This is a genomic window from Micromonospora sp. WMMA1976 (genome assembly GCF_027497335.1).
Classification (GTDB): domain Bacteria; phylum Actinomycetota; class Actinomycetes; order Mycobacteriales; family Micromonosporaceae; genus Micromonospora; species Micromonospora aurantiaca.
In genome coordinates this window covers 5,240,896-5,258,603 of record NZ_CP114912.1, presented here as the reverse complement: position 1 = coordinate 5,258,603, position 17,708 = coordinate 5,240,896, and the positions used below count along the sequence as shown (strand labels likewise).

16 protein-coding genes and 2 tRNA genes are annotated in these 17,708 nt (G+C 71.7%); 11 read left to right on the top strand and 7 right to left on the bottom strand.

Going from position 1 to position 17,708, the window contains the following annotated elements:
- Window positions 1-79 precede the first annotated feature (79 nt).
- Both O7546_RS24130 and O7546_RS24125 read left to right on the top strand, forming a co-directional pair.
- The gene (locus O7546_RS24130) at window positions 80-334 is read left to right on the top strand and encodes a hypothetical protein (RefSeq protein WP_082931090.1); all 255 of its coding nucleotides are present in this window, start codon (window positions 80-82) and stop codon (window positions 332-334) included.
- Between the two features lie 132 nt (window positions 335-466).
- Entirely contained in the window at window positions 467-832 is a 366-nt protein-coding gene (locus O7546_RS24125; protein ID WP_194800474.1) for a WhiB family transcriptional regulator, read from the top strand.
- 317 nt (window positions 833-1,149) lie between these two features.
- Here O7546_RS24125 and O7546_RS24120 read toward each other — a convergent pair whose 3' ends face one another.
- The 3 genes from O7546_RS24120 to O7546_RS24110 all read right to left on the bottom strand — a co-directional run bounded on the left by O7546_RS24120 (window position 1,150) and on the right by O7546_RS24110 (window position 3,964).
- Complete coding sequence (locus tag O7546_RS24120; protein WP_194800475.1) at window positions 1,150-2,496, bottom strand: AarF/ABC1/UbiB kinase family protein; 1,347 nt, start codon at window positions 2,494-2,496, stop codon at window positions 1,150-1,152.
- 10 nt (window positions 2,497-2,506) lie between these two features.
- A complete protein-coding gene (locus O7546_RS24115) occupies window positions 2,507-3,619 on the bottom strand; it encodes a hypothetical protein (RefSeq protein ID WP_194800476.1) in 1,113 nt (370 codons plus the stop codon).
- 177 nt (window positions 3,620-3,796) lie between these two features.
- Window positions 3,797-3,964 (bottom strand): DUF5679 domain-containing protein, encoded by a 168-nt coding sequence (locus O7546_RS24110; RefSeq protein ID WP_007464795.1) that lies wholly within the window; start codon window positions 3,962-3,964, stop codon window positions 3,797-3,799.
- A gap of 473 nt (window positions 3,965-4,437) precedes the next feature.
- On the opposite strand from O7546_RS24110, the gene O7546_RS24105 reads away from it, so the two are divergent.
- Window positions 4,438-4,959 carry a M48 family metallopeptidase gene (locus O7546_RS24105; protein ID WP_194800477.1) on the top strand — a complete coding sequence of 174 codons (522 nt, stop codon included), beginning with the start codon at window positions 4,438-4,440 and terminating at the stop codon, window positions 4,957-4,959.
- Window positions 4,960-5,062: 103 nt separating this feature from the next.
- Window positions 5,063-5,698 (top strand): hypothetical protein, encoded by a 636-nt coding sequence (locus O7546_RS24100; protein ID WP_194800478.1) that lies wholly within the window; start codon window positions 5,063-5,065, stop codon window positions 5,696-5,698.
- A gap of 185 nt (window positions 5,699-5,883) precedes the next feature.
- Here O7546_RS24100 and O7546_RS24095 read toward each other — a convergent pair whose 3' ends face one another.
- Complete coding sequence (locus O7546_RS24095) at window positions 5,884-7,155, bottom strand: zinc-dependent metalloprotease (protein WP_091423230.1); 1,272 nt, start codon at window positions 7,153-7,155, stop codon at window positions 5,884-5,886.
- 115 nt (window positions 7,156-7,270) lie between these two features.
- Between O7546_RS24095 and O7546_RS24090 the strand changes: the two genes are divergently transcribed.
- The 5 genes from O7546_RS24090 to O7546_RS24070 all read left to right on the top strand — a co-directional run bounded on the left by O7546_RS24090 (window position 7,271) and on the right by O7546_RS24070 (window position 12,397).
- On the top strand, window positions 7,271-8,284 hold the full coding sequence (locus O7546_RS24090) for a PDZ domain-containing protein (RefSeq protein ID WP_194800479.1): 1,014 nt from the start codon (window positions 7,271-7,273) through the stop codon (window positions 8,282-8,284).
- Between the two features lie 127 nt (window positions 8,285-8,411).
- The gene (locus O7546_RS24085; protein WP_269697616.1) at window positions 8,412-11,408 is read left to right on the top strand and encodes a UPF0182 family protein; all 2,997 of its coding nucleotides are present in this window, start codon (window positions 8,412-8,414) and stop codon (window positions 11,406-11,408) included.
- A gap of 183 nt (window positions 11,409-11,591) precedes the next feature.
- Window positions 11,592-11,665: transfer RNA gene (locus tag O7546_RS24080), tRNA-Met, on the top strand.
- A 303-nt stretch (window positions 11,666-11,968) separates the two neighbouring features.
- A tRNA-Met gene (locus O7546_RS24075) sits at window positions 11,969-12,042 on the top strand.
- A gap of 106 nt (window positions 12,043-12,148) precedes the next feature.
- The gene (locus O7546_RS24070; protein WP_091422247.1) at window positions 12,149-12,397 is read left to right on the top strand and encodes a hypothetical protein; all 249 of its coding nucleotides are present in this window, start codon (window positions 12,149-12,151) and stop codon (window positions 12,395-12,397) included.
- Between the two features lie 49 nt (window positions 12,398-12,446).
- Here O7546_RS24070 and O7546_RS24065 read toward each other — a convergent pair whose 3' ends face one another.
- The gene (locus O7546_RS24065) at window positions 12,447-13,772 is read right to left on the bottom strand and encodes an extracellular solute-binding protein (protein WP_281600071.1); all 1,326 of its coding nucleotides are present in this window, start codon (window positions 13,770-13,772) and stop codon (window positions 12,447-12,449) included.
- Between the two features lie 122 nt (window positions 13,773-13,894).
- On the opposite strand from O7546_RS24065, the gene O7546_RS24060 reads away from it, so the two are divergent.
- The gene (locus O7546_RS24060) at window positions 13,895-14,728 is read left to right on the top strand and encodes a phosphoribosylaminoimidazolesuccinocarboxamide synthase (protein WP_194800482.1); all 834 of its coding nucleotides are present in this window, start codon (window positions 13,895-13,897) and stop codon (window positions 14,726-14,728) included.
- A 3-nt stretch (window positions 14,729-14,731) separates the two neighbouring features.
- Here O7546_RS24060 and glpK read toward each other — a convergent pair whose 3' ends face one another.
- The gene (gene glpK / locus O7546_RS24055; protein ID WP_269697615.1) at window positions 14,732-16,216 is read right to left on the bottom strand and encodes a glycerol kinase GlpK; all 1,485 of its coding nucleotides are present in this window, start codon (window positions 16,214-16,216) and stop codon (window positions 14,732-14,734) included.
- Window positions 16,217-16,280: 64 nt separating this feature from the next.
- On the opposite strand from glpK, the gene O7546_RS24050 reads away from it, so the two are divergent.
- Window positions 16,281-17,219, top strand: a complete 939-nt coding sequence (locus tag O7546_RS24050) for a ribose-phosphate pyrophosphokinase (protein ID WP_194800484.1) — start codon at window positions 16,281-16,283, stop codon at window positions 17,217-17,219.
- Window positions 17,220-17,233: 14 nt separating this feature from the next.
- On the opposite strand, the gene O7546_RS24045 is transcribed toward O7546_RS24050, so the two are convergent.
- A complete protein-coding gene (locus tag O7546_RS24045; protein ID WP_194800485.1) occupies window positions 17,234-17,701 on the bottom strand; it encodes an ATP-binding protein in 468 nt (155 codons plus the stop codon).
- Window positions 17,702-17,708: the final 7 nt, after the last annotated feature.

Genomic DNA, 17,708 nt, shown 5'->3' with positions numbered 1-17,708 from the left:
CCTCGCGAGCGGCGCCGTTCTGGCTGCTCAAGAGGGATGAGTCCACGGTCGGCACGAGGAGAGTAGGGAGGTGGCACCAGTGAAGATCTTCAACTATGAGCGTCTCGCGGCGATGCCGTCTGCCGTCGCTCCGCTGTCGGCTGTCCGGGTGGCCCTCGCCGCTCGACCGTCGGCTCCGCAGGTGCACCAGGTCCAGGTTCAGGCCGAGCTGAACCTGACCGTTGCGCCGATCGCCGGAGTCGAGGGGACCAGTGGCTTCGCGGGCAAGGGCATCGATGGCGCCAAGAAGCGCACGGATGTCCGCGGCGTTCCACCTCGAGGTAGACCGGTCTGATCCATCAGACCACCGGCTCACCTCGAGGCCGCGGAACCCGCATACCGGGATCCGCGGCCTCAGTTTTTTGTCCCGCCGAAGTACGTCGGAATGCGATCCACGAGATCGAAGTGAGAGAGAGGTGACCGGAGGATGAGTCTGGCGTTGGCCCCCCTCGACGTGAGCGTCGACGTGGAGGCGAACCTGCCCTGCCGGAAGTTCGACCCCGACCTGTGGTTCTCCGACTCGCCCGCCGAGCTCGAGCTGGCCAAGTCGCTCTGCGGGGACTGCCCGCTGCGCGTCGAGTGCCTGGCCGGTGCGGTGGAGCGAGCCGAGCCCTGGGGCGTCTGGGGCGGCGAGATCTTCGAGCGTGGCGCGGTCGTCCCGCGCAAACGGCCCCGTGGCCGTCCGCGCAAGGAGGACCTCGCCCGTGACGCGCAGCTTCGGGTCGAGGCGGAGGCGCGACTGGCGGCCAGCGGGCTGTCCGAGTCGCGGAACTCCGTCCGGCTGGCAGCCTGACACACCTACGTTCCGAAACCGACCGATGCCGGTGTCCCTCCACCGGCCGACCTGAAAGAGAAACCCTGATGCTGAACCTGCCGAACGGATTCGAGATGCAACTACTCCACGAAGCGTTGTCCAGGGCTCGAATGCGCCGGCCTCAGGCCGGTCGCACCACCACGAGCACTGAGGCAACCCGTTCCGCCCGTACCGTCGCCATGCGGGGTCGCAGCCAGTCGGCCCGCGACCTGGGCGTTCTGTAGAACGATCGTGAGGAAGGGGCGGTGACCGACCAGGTCACCGCCCCTTCGTGGTCTTCCGGCGCCGGCTTGCGCTCAGGCCACCGGCGCGAAGCCCGGCAGCCAGCGTTCCAGGATCGACCGGTAGGACGCCTTCGCCTCCAACTGGCAGAGCACCCCGATCGAGCCCAGCGTGACCCGGTGGATCATCAGGTACGACGGCGGCAGGTTGAGCTGCCGGCTGAGCTGGTAGGCGGGGGAGCGCGGGCTGGCCAGCCGGGTCGCCTCGGCGCGCAGCCACGCCCGGGTGAAACGGAACTCGTCGGCGGCGATCGGCTCCAGCATCGGACGCAGGAAGTCGAGCACCGCCGGGGCGTCGATCGACTCGGTACGGCTGACGAAGCCCTCGGCGCGCAGCCCCTCCACCACCGCGTCGGCGTCCTCGCGCAGCGCCAGCGCCGCGATCCGGCCGATCGGTTCGGGCGTGCCCTGCGGCATCCGGGCCACCGCCCCGAAGTCGATCACACCGAGCCGGCCGTCCGGGAGCAGCCGGAAGTTGCCCGGGTGCGGGTCGGCGTGCAGCAGCCCGGCCCGCTCCGGCGCGGACAGGTGCAGCTCGGCCATCAGCCGACCGGCCTCGTTCCGCTGCTCCTCGGTGCCCTCCCGGATGATCTGGGACAGCGGGATGCCCTCCACCCACTCGGTGATCAGCACCCGCGGCGCGGCGTCGAGCACCTCCGGGATGAAGATGTCCGGGTCGTCGGCGTACGCGGCGGCGAAAGCCCGCTGCGACTCCGCCTCCAGCTCGTAGTCCAGTTCCTCGGTGATGCGCTCACGCAGCTCGGCCAGCAGCGGCTTCACGTCCAGCCCCGGCTGGATGGCCCGGAACATGCCGCCGAGCCGGGAGAGCTGCTTGAGGTCGGCGAGCAGCGCGTCACCGGCGCCCGGGTACTGGATCTTCACGGCCACGTCGCGGTGCCGGGGGCCGCCCCCCGCTTCGTACCCCGGGTCGCGCCAGACCGCCCGGTGCACCTGGCCGATGCTGGCCGCGGCGGCCGGGGTGTCGTCGAACTCGATGAACCGGTCGCGCCAGTCCGGGCCGAGCTGCTCGGCGAGCACCTTGTGCACTGTCGCCGCCGGCAGCGGTGGCGCGGCCTCCTGGAGCTTGGTGAGCGCCTGCCGGTAGGGCGCGGCGACCTCCTCGGGCAACGCCGCCTCGAACACCGACAGGGCCTGGCCGAACTTCATCGCCCCGCCCTTGAGCTGCCCGAGCACGCTGAACAACTGCTCGGCGGTGCGCTGCTGGATCTCGGCGGAGATGACGTCGGACGCGAGGCCGGTCACCCGCTTGCCCATGCCGAGGACGGTTCGACCGGCGAACCCGAGCGGCAGAGCGGCGAGTTTGGCGGTGCGGGACACGGCCCGGCGCGGGATGTCGGTCACCCGGCCATTGTTACCGACGCGGGGCCTCCGCTGCTGCCGTGCGGCGGGTAGCGGCCGGGGCCGACCGGATCGGGCGACGCCGGCAGCAGCCGCAGGAGGGGTGCGGCGGCCACCGTCGGTAGCGGACCCGGCCCGGCCCGCGGATCTCCACCGCGCCGCCGAGCGTCTCCGGCCGGGCGCCGTCGAGCTGGGCCAGCACCTCGGCCGTCGCGAAGGCCGCCCCGGCGAGCCCGGTGGCGGCGGTGCAGGCCCGCTCTCCCCGGTCGGCGGCGAGCTGGGCGGCGAGCGCGGGCCAGTCCGGATCCCGGTCGCCTCGGTGCAGGTCCAGGCAGCGCAGGCAGGGACCGACGGGCGGGCAGACCAGCGGGCCGATCACCGGTACGCCGCCACGCAGGTCGACCAGCAGGTGGGGCTGATTCCGGCGGGCGTACCCGGTGGCGAGCAGCTCGGCCGGACGGTCGACGCCGAGCTGCACCACCAGGTCCGGCCGGGTCGCCCGCGACGGGACGGTGACCGTTCCGGGCGCGCACCGCTCCAGCGCCGCGCGTAGCGCGAGGGCCAGCGGCCGGCCCAGCTCCGCGGCGGTCAGGCCGGTCCCGACCAGGTCACCGGCGCCGACCGGGCCGGCCAGGTCGGGTACGACGTGCCCGACGCCGGCCTGCGCCAGCGCGACGGTGACCACGGCGCCGAGTCGTCCGGTGCCGGTGACCAGCACCCGGGCGTCGCGGCGGCGGCGCAGTAGCCGGGCCGGTGTGCCGGGCAGGTCGGGCGACGCGAGCGCCAGCGCGGTGGCCTCGGCGGTCAGGCGGGCCCGTGTCGTTCCGGCGAGATCACGGGGGAGCAGTGCTTGCGCCGGTACCACCAGCCCGGCGTCCCGGAGCGTGTCGAACAGGGCGCGTGCCTCGTCGGGCGGGACCCGGGCGGCGCGCGCCTCGGCCAGCACGGCGCGTTCGCTGCGGGTGCCGTCGAGCAGGTCGAGCAGGCGGGCCGTGCCCGGCGAGGACATCTCCAGCAGCACTGCGCGGCCGGGCGGCTCGCCGAGCTGGAGCGTGTGCCGGTCGCGCCAGAGTCGGGTCAGGCCGGGGAGCAGGACGGGACGGACGAGCGGTGTCGGGTCGGTCACGCCACTGATCGTGACCGTCTCCGCGCGCTCCGTCGCTCGTTGTCCACAGGTGCGGCGAGCCGTGGCCAGCGTTGTCCACAGGTTCTCGCCGGTTTTCCACAACTAGCCGGTAACTCTGTCGGCTACACGACCGGGGAGGACGGCCGACGGCCGCCCTCCCGGTGTGTGTCGTACGGGTCAGACCTTGGCCTTGCCCAGGATGCGGTTCACTGTTGTGCCGCACACCGGGCACTTGCCCTTGGCCATGTTCATGCCGGTCTTCGAGACCTCCACGTGCCCCTCGAAGTCCCGCTTCTCCTTGCACTTCACGCAGTAACCGTTGTAGGTCTGGGCCTGGTCGGCCACGGTAGCCTCCTCGTCTCGTCCGCCGGAGGTGTCCCGGCGGTCTCCCTGCGGCGGCCCACGCGTGGCACCGGCGCCGGGGGTTCTCCGCGGTCAGTCACCTGACCGTGGTTGGCGGACCCTACCCAGGTACGGGCAGTTCCATGTCAGCTGTGCGCCGACTCTGTGAGCAAGTCGACGTCGAGAGTGTGCATGCCGAGTAACGTCGGATAAGTCAGTTTCGCGCGGACACGCCGGATGAATGCACCCAGATCCGCTTCGCGTGGCCCCGCCGACTGTCACTCGTCGTAGATCACTTAACGTGAACAGGGCCGGTCAGGTGATGGTCAGCTACCGTCGCAAAGAATTTTTTCCGGACTCCTGACAATCAACCGCCACTTTCCGGGCGCGTGTCGTCGTGTTGACTCTTGCGGAGTCCTGGTCAGTACGCATTAGCTTTCCATCGTGACAGTCAACCGAGGCTGCGCGGACCGGTAATGGCCGTGACGCGGAAGCCCGTCGTCGAGGTGCGGCGCAGCCAGCGTCGGCGGCGCACGGTGTCCGCGTACCGGGACGGTGAGCGCGTCGTCGTGCTGATCCCCGACCAGTTCTCCCGGGCCGAGGAGAGCGAGTGGGTCGACCGGATGCTCGCCCGGCTCGCCGCCCGCGAGGGCCGGCTGGCCCGCTCGGACGCCGAACTGCTCGCCCGCGCCGCTCGCCTGATCGACCTCTACCTGACCGAACACGGGTCGGCCGCCGCGCCTGCGAGCGTCCGCTGGGTGACCAACCAGAACGGCCGCTGGGGCTCCTGCACGCCCGCCGACCGCACCATCCGGATCTCGCACCGGGTTCAGGACATGCCCGACTGGGTGATCGACTACGTGCTGCTGCACGAGCTGGCGCATCTCATCGTGCCCAGCCACAACGCCCAGTTCTGGGCGCTGGTCGCCCGCTACCCGAGGTCGGAGCGCGCCCGCGGCTACCTGGAGGGCGTGGCAGCCACCGCCGCCATCCCCTGACCACCGCCGCCATCGCGGTCGATCATGAAGTTGGCCCGGCGTTTCGTCCGCTTCGTCACCGCCAACTTCATGATCGCCCGTGGGGTGGGGTTAAGGTCGGCGAATGTCGCGACGTGTGGTGGTGGCGCTGCTCGGCCCGGTGACGTGGACGCCGCCCGGAGTCGATCCGGCGCGATGGCGTACTGCGCTCGCCGAGGACGTGGTCGACCTGCTCGCGACGCTGAACGAGGTCGAGACCGCCGTCGCGGTCACCGCCCGCGACCGATGGCTGGCCGACGCGGTGGTCTGGCCCGGCACCGGTGTGTACGAGGTGCCCGAGCCCACCCCGAACGCGGTGTTCGCGGCGATCATCGGCGACCGGGCGGCCCGCGATGACGGGGCGGGCGGCTACGACCAGGTGGCGGTGGTGGCGGCGGACGCGCCGGACGTGCCGGGGCTGACGCTCGGCAAGCTGCTGCGCCCGCTCACCACCCGGCCGGTGGCGCTGGCTCCGGTCGAGGGGAGCGGAACCGGGCTGCTGGGGGTGGCGGCGCGACTGCCCGTACCGGCGTGGCTGCCGGCGCTGGACCTGGACACGACCGCGCCGGCCGAGGTGCGGCGGGCGGCGCCGAGCCCCGGGGACGTGGCGGTCACCGCCGGATGGCACCGGATGCGCGGCCCGGCCGACCTGGCCGCCCTCGATTCGGCCGTCGAGGGCTGGGAGGCCACCCGTGCCCTGCTGTCCGGCCGCCCCGTCTGACCCATCGCCCCCACCGCCCCCGCTGCCCCGCCGACTTCGCCGATCTTGGAGTTGTGGCACCTGGCAGAAGCCTCATTCAGGACATCCTGGGCGCCACAAGTCCAAGATCGACGGAGCGGGGCGGGCGGGGTGGGGAGGCGGACGGGCCCGCACGGGGAACCGTGCGGGCCCGTCCGGCGTACGCGTCAGCGCTTGTCGTCGTCCTCGCCGGGGGACTTCTCCTCCGGGGCACCGGGGGCGGAGAAGTCGAAGTTCGCCAGCTCGTCGTCGAGATCGGTGCTCGTCGTGGCGAACGCCTCCGGGGCGGCGAAGTCGTCGTCGGAGGGCAGCAGGTCCGGGTGACCCCAGACCGCGTCCCGGCCGGCGATGCCGCGGTGCTCGGTCAGCGCCGCCCACAGCACCGTCGCCTCACGCAGGCGGCGGGGCCGCAGTTCGAGGCCGACGAGCGCGGCGAACGTCTGCTCGGCCGGGCCACCCGCGGCGCGGCGGCGGCGGAACGCCTCGCCGAGGCGTACGACGTTGGGGAGGCGGTCACCGGCGGCGCTGTCGACGACGTGGCAGACCCAGCCCTCGACCAGGGCGAGTACGGTCTCCAGCCGGGCCAGCGACGCCTTCTGGGCGGGCGTGTCCTCGGGCGTGAAGATGCCCTCCAGCGCGATCGCCTGCATCGACTCCGGGTCGGTCGGGTCGACCCGGCCCATCGCCTCCTCGATCGCCTCCCGGTTGACCCGGATGCCCGCGGCGTAGTTCTCCACCGCGGTCAGCACGTGCCCGCGCAGCCACGGCACGTGCTGGAACAACCGCTGGTGGGCGGCCTCGCGCAGGGCCACGTAGAGGCGTACCTCGTCCTCGGGCAGCTCCAGGCCCTCGCCGTACACCTTGATGTTGGCGGGAACGAGCGCGGCGGTGCCGGCGGGGCCGAGCGGCAGGCCGATGTCACCGGCGGAGAGCACCTCGGCGGCGAGCGAGCCGAGCGCCTGGCCGAGCTGGCCGCCGAAGAGGGCGCCGCCGAGCGTGGCGACCATCGACTGCATCGGGCCGAGCTGGGCGCGGGCCTCCGGCGGCACCAGGTCGCCCATCGCGCCGACCATCCGGCTGGCCACCGGGTCGCAGAGCTTGCGCCACACGTCGAGCGTCTTGAAGATCCACTCGTTGCGGTTCCAGGCGACCGAGGTGCGGATGCCGGAGGGCCACGAGGTCGCCGGCTCCAGCCACAGGTCGGCGATGCGCAGCGCCTCCTCGACCGCGTTGCGTTCGAACGGCGACACCGCCGGGTCGCCGGCGGCGGCGAGCTGGCTGGCGGCTACCTGCCGGGCCAGGTCCCAGTTGACCGGCCCGCTGCCCGGCGCCGAGAGCAGGTGCTGCAACTGCGACATGAACTGCTGCATCGCCGCGGGATCGTTGGGGTCCGGTGGTTGACCACCCGGGAGCGCGAAGCCGAACGGAATATCAGGCACGACGTCTACGGTACGCGGGCCCCGCCGCAGGTCGTGCCACTCGGCGTTGCGCTGAGGGCGAAGTCCGCCGGTCACCGCGCCGGATGGCAGGGGACGGATCGGTACGCTCTGGCCCATGAGACGTCGCGGCGTGACCGTCCTCCTCGGTGCCCTGCTCACCGCCCTGCTCAGCATCGGCGTGCTGAGTGTGCCGCTGCCGTACGTGGTGCTCGGCCCGGGTCCGACCGTGAACACGCTGGGCAGCGAGGACGGCAAGGAGGTCATCCAGGTGACCGGCCGCGCGACGTCCACCTCCGCCGGTCAGCTCCGGCTCACCACAGTCGGTGTGCAGCCGACGGTGCGGCTGCGGTCGGCGCTTGCCGGATGGTTCTCCTCGGACGAGGCGGTGGTGCCGCGGGAACTGGTCTACCCGCCGGGGGAGTCGCAGGAGGAGGTCGAGAAGCGAAACGCGGAGGACTTCCAGAACTCGCAGACCAGCGCCGAGACGGCGGCGCTGCGTGAGCTGGGCTACCCGATCAAGGTGCTGGTCAAGGCGGTCACGCCGGGCGGCCCGTCGGTCGACGTGCTGCGCCCCGACGACGTGGTCACCTCGGTCGACGGGGTGCCGGTGACGAGCGCGGCGAAGCTCACCGAGCTGATCCGGGCGAAGCCGGCGGGCACCGCGCTGACGATCGGCTACACCCGTGGCGGCACCCCGGGTACGGCCACGGTGACCAGCCGTGAGCAGGACGGCCGGCCGCGCATCGGCGTGGAGATCGACCAGCAGCAGCCGCACCCGTTCACCCTGAAGATCGACCTCGGTGACATCGGCGGGCCGAGCGCCGGGCTGATGTTCTCGCTCGGCATCATCGACAAGCTGGAGCCGGCCGACCTCACCGGCGGGAAGATCATCGCCGGTACCGGCACCATCGACGACGAGGGTCGCGTCGGCCCGATCGGCGGTATCGCGCAGAAGCTGGTCGGCGCCAAGGACGCGGGCGCGAAGGCGTTCCTGGTGCCCGCCGACAACTGCGCCGAGGCGGTCCGCAACCCGCAGCCGGGCCTGCCGCTGCTGAAGGTCGCCACGCTGAGTGAGGCATTGACGGCACTCGAGACGCTGCGGGCCGGGGGACAGCCGACGCGCTGCTGACGCGGGCCGGGCGGCGGTCACGGCGCGGATCGTGACGTGACCTTGACCCGACGTGCTCAGGAACACCCCGTACTCTTGGTGCCTGGTCGGAGCCGATCACATCGAGCGTGCGGAGCCAACAGTGGTCATGCGTAGCAGTCCCTTACCGAGGATGAGCCGGCGCGGACGCGTCACCATCGGTGTCCTGATCGGGGTGTTCATCTTGTTCACCCTCCTCGGGTGGGGCGTGAACGCCTGGACCGACTGGCTGTGGTTCGACGAGGTCCGCTACACCCAGGTCTTCACCGGCGTGCTCGCCACCCGCCTGCTGCTGTTCCTGGTGGTCGGCGCCGGCATGGCGCTGCTCGTCGGCGGCAATCTCTGGCTGGCCCACCGGCTGCGGCCCAAGATGCGCCCGCACTCGGCCGAGCAGGCCACCCTGGAGCGCTACCGGATGCTGCTGAGCCCTCGGCTCGGCACCTGGATCGCGCTGGCCGCCGCCGTCGTCGGGCTGTTCGCCGGCCTCTCCGCGCAGAGCCGCTGGGGCCAGTGGCTGCTGTTCCGCAACGGCGGCGACTTCGGCGTGAAGGACCCGGAGTTCGGCGTCGACGTCGGCTTCTACGTCTTCCAGCTGCCGTTCTGGCGCTACGTGCTCGGCGTCGGCTTCACCGCGGTGGTGCTGTCGCTGCTCGGCGCGCTCGCCGTGCACTACATCTTCGGCGGCGTGCGCCTCCAGGGCGTCGGCGACCGGATGACGAACGCCGCCCGCGCCCACCTCAGCTCGCTGGTCGCCGTGTTCGTGCTGCTCAAGGCCGTCGCCTACGTGCTGGACCGGCGGGCCATGCTGCTGGAGTACAACGAGGGCGCCAAGCTCTACGGCGCCGGCTACGCCGACGTGAACGCGCTGCTCCCGGCGAAGGAGATCCTCGCCTGGATCTCGATCGTGGTGGCGCTGGCGATCATCGTGTTCTCCAACGCGGTGATGCGGAACCTGGTCTGGCCGGGCATCTCGCTGGCGCTGCTGGGCGTCTCCGCGGTGGCGATCGGCGGCATCTACCCGTGGGCCGTGCAGACGTTCGAGGTGAAGCCGAGCGCCCGGGACAAGGAGGCGCCGTACATCGAACGCAGCATCAAGGCCACCCGGTCCGCGTTCGGTCTCGACGGCACGAAGACCACACCGTACGCGGCCAGCAACCTCGTTCCACCCGCCAGCCTCGCCACCGACACCTCGGTGGTGTCGAACATCCGGCTGCTCGACCCGCAGCTCGTCTCCGAGACGTACACGCAGCTGCAGCAGGTCCGCGGCTTCTACGACTTCGGTTCGAAGCTGGACATCGACAGGTACTCGGTCAAGGACAAGACCTCCGACTACGTGGTCGGCGTCCGTGAGATCAACTACGGCGAGCTGACCGACCAGCAGAGCAACTGGATCAACCGGCACACCGTCTACACCCACGGATACGGCCTGGTCGCCGCCCCGGCGAACCAGGTGGTCTGCGGCGGCCAGCCGTACTTCGTCTCCGGCTACCTCGGCGAGAAGGCGCAGGAGGCGTGCTCCTCGCCGACCGAGGAGATCCCGGCCCAGCAGCCGCGGATCTACTACGGCGAGCGGATGGAGGCGAGCGACTACGCGATCGTCGGGCAGAACGGCGACCGCAACGTCGAGTTCGACCGGCCCACCTCCACCGGCGGTGAGCAGTACTACACCTACACCGGCGAGGGTGGCGTCAAGATCGGCTCGTTCCCGCGCCGGCTGCTCTACGCGATCAAGGAGCAGGAGTCGAACTTCCTGCTCTCCGAGGCGGTCAACGAGAACTCGAAGCTGCTGTACGTGCGCAACCCGCGCGACCGGGTGGAGAAGGTCGCGCCGTTCCTCACGCTCGACGGCGACCCGTACCCGGCGGTGGTGAACGGGCGCGTGCTGTGGATCATCGACGGCTACACCACGGCGGCGACCTACCCGTACGCCGAGCGGGTCAACCTCCAGGCCGAGACGACCGACGAGCTGACCGGCCGGGGCACGTTCCAGCTCGCCCGGGAGAACGTCAACTACATCCGCAACTCGGTGAAGGCGACTGTCGACGCGTACGACGGCACGGTCAAGCTCTACTCGTACGACGACACCGACCCGGTGCTCAAGGCGTGGAACAAGGCGTTCGGCGGGGACCTGGTGCTGCCCAAGGGCGACATTCCGGCCGAGCTGGCCGAGCACTTCCGCTACCCGGCCGACCTGTTCAAGGTGCAGCGCAACCTGCTGACCAAGTTCCACGTCACCGACCCCGGCGACTTCTATTCCGGCCAGGACTTCTGGCAGGTGCCGAATGTGCCGGACGCGCCGGACAGCGGGCAGAAGCAGCCGCCGTACTACCTGTTCACCCAGTTCCCCGGGCAGGACGGGCCACGCTTCCAGCTGACCTCGGCGGTGACCCCGAACGGCCGGCAGAACCTCGCGGCGCTGGTCTCCGGGTCGTACGTCGACGGGCAGCCGAAGCTGGAGGTGCTGGAGCTGCCGGACCAGACCCGGATCTCCGGTCCGACCCAGGTGCACCAGCAGATGACGAACAACGGCGACATCCGGCAGCAGCTGAACCTGCTCTCCTCCAACCAGGCGCAGGTGCAGTACGGCAACCTGCTGTCGCTGCCGTTCGCCGACGGCATGCTCTACGTCGAGCCGGTGTACGTGAAGAGCAGCAGCCAGGACGCGTACCCGCTGTTGCAGAAGGTGCTGCTCTCCTACGGTGACGGCGGCTCGTACGTGGTGCTCGCCAACAACCTCGGCGACGGCATCAAGCAGCTCGTCGAGCAGGGCAAGCGGGCGCCGAACACCAACCCGCCACCCAGCACCGACGACAACCCCACGCCGACGCCGACGCCGTCGCCGACCGGGGGTGACAACAACACGCCGCCGATGAGCGGGGAGCTGGCCCAGGCGGCCGCCCGGGTGCAGACCGCGATCGGCGAGGTCAAGGCCGCGCAGGCGTCCGGCGACTTCGAGCGGTACGGGCGTGCGCTGAAGGCGCTGGACGAGGCGATGAGCGCGTTCCAGCAGGCCCAGGCCGCGGCGAACGGCTCGGGCAACCCGGCGCCGTCGGGCAGCGTCTCGCCACCGGCGCCGACGTCACCCGCGCCGTCACCGGGCGGCTGACGCCGAACTGACACCACGAGCCCGTGGTCCGGGACTGCAACGGTCATCCGGACCACGGGCTCGTGTCGTCAGACGGACTCCCGGCCGCGACCCCGACCACGATCCCGGACCGGGCGTTCTTCGCCCTGACTGAGTACCCGTTTTGCGCCTCCCCGGGTCGGTGCGCTACGGTTGTCGAGCCGACGCGGGGTGGAGCAGCTCGGTAGCTCGCTGGGCTCATAACCCAGAGGTCGCAGGTTCAAATCCTGTCCCCGCTACTCGTGACGAAGGCCCCGGAGTTCTCTCCGGGGCCTTCGCCGTTCTCGCCGGTGCCCTGCGCACCCATGTGCGGGTTCGCACGCCTTGGTCACGTTCCGCGACCGGCCCGGCGGAAGAGAAGTCCCGAGACGCGTATGCCTGAGAGTCATAGTTATGACTCTCAGGCATATCGTTTTCGGCCAGAGAGTCTCGGGCTCGACCTCGCCCGGCGAGACGTCGGATCGTCGTGCGGCGCCCGAGGAGGGGATTCCGGGGCCCCGGCTGATCTCCAGGAACGGAGTGCGATAAGCTTTACGAGCCGACGCGGGGTGGAGCAGCTCGGTAGCTCGCTGGGCTCATAACCCAGAGGTCGCAGGTTCAAATCCTGTCCCCGCTACTCGTCACGAAAGGCCCCGGAGTTCTCTCCGGGGCCTTTCGCCGTGTCCGGCGACATCCGCACTGTCCGCCGTGCCCCGGTTGCGGGCTTCGGCGAGGATGGGGTCATGTCTGCATGGAACAAGTGGTGGGGCCGCCTGGGCGCGGTCCTCGGTACGGTCGTGCTGTCGGTCTTCGTGCCGGTCGCGGCCTGGGCGTCGTCGGGCACCGGCGAGATCGTGGTGGAGGCGGCGCGCCGGCGTTCCCGGGGCGGCTTCGGCTTCCTCGGCCTGCTCTGCTGCCTCGTGGTGGTCGGCGGCATCGTGCTGCTGGTGGTGCTGCTGACGCGCAACCGCCGCAACCGCCCCCCGCGCTGATCCCCGGCCCACCCCGCCCACGCCGGGCGGGGTGGGGGGGAGGGGTGGGTCAGCCGGCGAGGGCGGCGTTCGCCTGGGCCATGAATCGGGAGGTGGCGGTACGGGCTCCGGCCCGCTTGCCGCGGATGCTCTCGGCCGCCTCGATCAGCAGCGTGCGTACCGCGGCGTGCCCCTTGGGCGGCGGCGCGGGCGACGGGCCGGCCAGGTCGTCCAGCTCGGCGCCGAGCGCGGCCATGCGCTTCTCGGCCCGGCCGGTCACCTCCGCGGCGACGAACGAGCGCACCTGCTTGCTGGCGTTCAGGCCGCGCTCGACGCCGAGGAGCCGGCCGGCCGCCACGTTCGTGGTCAGGAAGTCGAGCACGTCCACCACGGTTTCCGGGTGGCGGGTGCCCCGGAAACCGGCCCAGTACATCGACGCCCGGGGCCACTGGGCGGCCGGCGTACCCGGGAAGGCCACCGCGCCCAGCTCGTCGTCGGTCAGGCTCTGCAACTCGGGCAGCTGGTGCGACCAGGCGAAGGAGGCCGCCGTGTGCCCGGTGACCACGAGCTGGCGGGCCAGCTCGCCGCTGTCGGCCTGCTCGACCAGGGCGGCGCTCGGTGTGGCCCGGTCGAAGCGTGCCACCTCCCAGAACTCGAACCAGGCGAGCAGTTCGGCGGAGCTGAAGCCGAGCTGCCGCCCCTGGTACAGCTCGCTGCCCTGGCCGCGTAGCCAGAGCCAGAACGCCCGGTAGTCGCCGGAGGCGTCCATGGTGCCGGCCACCCGGTTGCCGGAGGCGCGGGTGAAGCGGGCGGCCCAGTTCGCGTACTCCTTCCAGGACATCCCGGTACGCGGCTCGGGCTGGCCCAGCCGGCGCAGCAGCCGGCGGTTGAACACCAGCGCCGCGCTCGTCTGCGCGGCCGGCACGCCCACCGTGCGCTCGTCCACCCGGCCGTAGCGGGCCAGTTGCTCCGGCACCTCGCGCAGGTCGAGCCGCTCGTCGGCGACGTACCGGGTCAGGTCGAGCAGGATGTCCCGGCCCGCGTACTCGGCGAGCAGGGTGTCGTCGATCTGGAACAGGTCCGGCGCGTTCCCGCCGGTGGCCTGCGTGGCGAGCCGGTCGTAGTAGCCGCTGAGCCCTTGCCAGGTGACCCGGAAGCTGACCCGCGGGTTCTGCTGCGAGTACAGCCGCAGCGCCTGTTCGGTGGCCGCGGCCCGGCGGGCGCCGCCCCACCAGAACACGGACAGCTCGATCGGGCCTTCGTCGGCGGCCACCTCCTCCGGGCTGCACCCGGTGAGCAGCGGCAGCCCGCCGGCGGCGAGCGGCAGCCCGGTGAGCGCGCCCAGGAACCGTCGCCGGTCGATCCCGGGACGGGGTATGGACTGCACAGCGCGCACGCGTCTCTCTCCGAAGGTGGGGTGGACGGATCATTTCACCGGCCCCCGGCCGGGTGTCAACGCCGGGCGGGACGGCGGTGGGCGCGCCGGGCGGTCCGCGCCGGTCATGGTGTACTAGCGCCGTGGAACTTCTGCACTCGGGCAAGGTCCGGGACGTCTACGCCGACGGCGAGGACCTGATTCTGGTCGCCTCCGACCGCGTCTCCATCTACGACGTGGTGCTGCCGACCCCGATCCCGGACAAGGGCCGCCTGCTCACCGCGCTGTCGCTGTGGTGGTTCGAGCAGCTGTCCGACCTGGTGCCGAACCATGTGATCTCCGCGACGGACGTACCGGCGGAGTTCGCCGGCCGGGCGATCCGCTGCCGGCGGCTGGAGATGGTGCCGGTCGAGTGCGTGGCCCGGGGCTACCTGACCGGTGGCGGCTTCGCCGAATACCAGCGCACCGGCTCGGTATCCGGGGTGCCGCTGCCCCGCGGCCTGGTCGAGGCGTCGATCCTGCCCGAGCCGATCTTCACGCCGTCGACCAAGGCGCCCAAGGGCGAGCACGACGAGCCGATCACGTACGAGCAGGTGGTGGACAAGGTCGGGCCGGAGGTCGCGGAGCGGCTGCGGCAGATCACCATCGACGTCTACCGGCGCGGCGCGGAGATCGCCGCCGAGCGGGGCATCCTGATCGCCGACACGAAGCTGGAGCTGGGCTGGGCGGCGGACGGCACGCTCGTGCTCGGCGACGAGGTGCTCACCTCGGACTCGTCCCGGTTCTGGCCGGCCGAGTCGTACCAGCCGGGCCGCGCCCAGTTCTCCTACGACAAGCAGTACGTGCGGGACTGGGCCACGTCGAGCGGCTGGGACAAGCAGCCGCCCGCGCCGGAGGTCCCGGCCGAGGTGATCGAGGCGACCCGGGCCCGCTACGTCGAGGTGTACGAGAAGCTCACCGGCAACACCTGGGCCTGACGCTCAGTCGACCCAGTCGAGTGTGCGCCGGACCGCCTTGTGCCACTGGCGCAGCTCGTGCTCCCGGTGCGCCGGGTCCATCGTCGACTCCCACTGCGCGTCCGAGCGCCACTTCTCCCGCAGCGTGGCCAGGTCGGGCCAGAACCCGACCGCGAGGCCGGCGGCGTACGCGGCGCCGAGGCACGTGGTCTCGGTGATCCGGGACCGGACGACCGGCACGTCCAGCACGTCGGCGAGGAACTGCATCAGCAGCTCGTTGCCGGTCATCCCGCCGTCGACCCGCAGCCGGCGCAGCGCCACGTCGGAGTCGGCGTTCATCGCGTCCACCACCTCGCGGGTCTGGAACGCGGACGCCTCCAGCACCGCGCGGGCCAGGTGGCCCTTGGTGATGTAGCCGGTCAGCCCGGCGATCACGCCCCGGGCGTCGCTGCGCCAGTGCGGGGCGAACAGGCCGGAGAAGGCCGGCACCACGTAGCAGCCGCCGTTGTCGTCGACGGTGCGGGCCAGCTCCTCGACCTCCGGGGCGGAGGAGATCAGGCCGAGGTTGTCGCGCAGCCACTGCACCAGCGAGCCGGTGACCGCGATGGCGCCCTCCAGCGCGTACACGGCGGGCTGGCCCTCGATCCGGTACGCCACAGTGGTGAGCAGGCCGTGCCGCGACGGCACCGGGCTGGCACCGGTGTTCAGCAGCAGGAAGCTGCCGGTGCCGTACGTGCACTTGGCCTCGCCGGGCTGGAAGCAGGTCTGCCCGAACAACGCCGCCTGCTGGTCGCCGAGCGCACTCGCCACCGGCACCCCGGCCAGCACCCCCCGGGCGGTGCCGTACACCTCGGCCGAGCTGCGGATCTCCGGCAGCACGGCGGCCGGGACGCGCAGCGCGTCGAGCAGCTCCGGGGCCCAGTCGAGCGTCGCCAGGTCCATCAGCATGGTGCGGCTGGCGTTCGTCACGTCGGTGACGTGCCGGCCGGTCAGCTTCCAGATCAGCCAGCTGTCCATGGTGCCGAACAGCACCTCGCCGCGCTCGGCCCGCTCGCGCAGCCCGTCGACGTGGTCGAGCAGCCAGCGCAGCTTCGGCCCGGCGAAGTAGGTGGCCGGGGTCAGGCCGGTGCGGGCCCGCAGCCGCTCCTCGTCGTACGTCTCGGTCAGCTCGCGCAGCAGCGGGCCGGTGCGGGTGTCCTGCCAGACGATCGCGTTCGCCACCGGGCGGCCGGTCTCCCGGTCCCACACCACCGTGGTCTCGCGCTGGTTGGTGATGCCCACCGCGGCCAGCGACTCGGTGCCGATGTCGGCGCTCGCCAGCGCCTCGCGCACCACGTGCTCGACGTTCGTCCAGATCTCCTCGGCGTCGTGCTCCACCCAGCCGGGCCGGGGGAAGATCTGCCGGTGCTCGCGCTGGGCCACGGCGACGATCTCACCGGCCCGGTCGAAGACGATGCAGCGCGAGGACGTGGTGCCCTGGTCGATCGCGGCGACGAACTCTGCGGTCACGGCAGCACCGTACCCGCCGCGAGCGTCCACCGTCTCCCTCCGGCGGCCCGTACGATCATCAGACGTGCGTGACATTGCCGTGTTCAGCGGGTCGGCCCATCCCGACCTCGCCGCCGAGATCTGCGCCCACCTCCACGTCCCGCTGCACCCGGTGCGGGTGTCCCGGTTCGCCAACGACTGCCTTGAGGTGCAGTTGCAGGCGAACTGCCGGGAGCGCGACGTCTTCCTCATCCAGCCGCTGGTGCCGCCGGTGCAGGAGCACCTGGTCGAACTGCTGCTCATGATCGACGCGGCCCGGGGTGCGTCGGCCGCGCGGATCACCGTGGTGCTGCCGCACTACGCGTACGCCCGGTCGGACAAGAAGGACGCGCCGCGCATCTCCATCGGTGGCCGGCTCGTCGCCGACCTGCTCACCTCCGCGGGCGCGGACCGGGTGCTGGCCATGACGCTGCACTCGCCGCAGGTGCACGGCTTCTTCAGCGTCCCGGTGGACCACCTGCACGCGCTGCGCGAGCTGGCCGCCCACTTCAAGGGGTACGACCTGAGCAACGCGGTGGTGGTCTCGCCGGACCTGGGCAACGCCAAGGAGGCCGCCGCGTTCGCCCGGATGCTCGGCACTCCGGTGGCGGCCGGCGCGAAGCAGCGTTTCAGCGACGACCGGGTGCAGATCAGCACGATCATCGGTGACGTGGCGGACCGGGACGTGATCGTGCTGGACGACGAGATCGCCAAGGGCAGCACGGTGATCGAGCTGATCTCGCACCTGCGCGAGCGGCGGGTCCGCTCGATCCGGCTGGCCTGTACGCACGGCCTGTTCTCCAGCGGGGCGCTGGAGCGGCTGAGCGCGCAGGAGGGCGTCCTGGAGATCGTCTGCACCAACACGGTGCCGATCCCGGCCCAGAAGCGGGTGCCGAAGCTGGAGGTGCTGTCGGTGGCGCCGGCGCTGGCCGAGGCGATGCGGCGGATCCACAACGGGGAGTCGGTGAGCGCCCTGTTCGCCTGACGCCCGCGGCGGGGTCAGCCGTCCGGCGGGCCGGTGACGGGCTGGCGGGTGGCGAGCGCGGCGGTGATCCGGACGACCGTGCCGGCCTCGCCGCTCTCCACCTCCATCGTGTCGCTCAGCTCCCGGGCCAGCCAGAGGCCCCAGCCGCCGGCGGTGTCCGGCGCGGGCCGCTCGCGGTCGCGCAGCCGCCGTTCGCTGATCCCGGGCCCGTGGTCGGCGACCTCGCAGACCAGTTCGCCGTTCCGCTCCCAGAGCCGTAGCCAGCCCTGCCCGCCGCCGTGGCGGACCGCATTGGTGATCAGCTCGTTGACCGCCAGCACGAAGTCGTCCAGCCGTTGGCCGGACAGGCCGGAACCGTGCGCGCAGGAGGTGACCGAGTGCCGCAGCCCGGTCACCTGCGCCTGGTCGAAGGCGGTGGCGAGAAGCAGGGAAGGTTCGATGGGCACAACCGTACGCGGTGCGGGGAGTTCTGCGTCTGTCATGACCCCG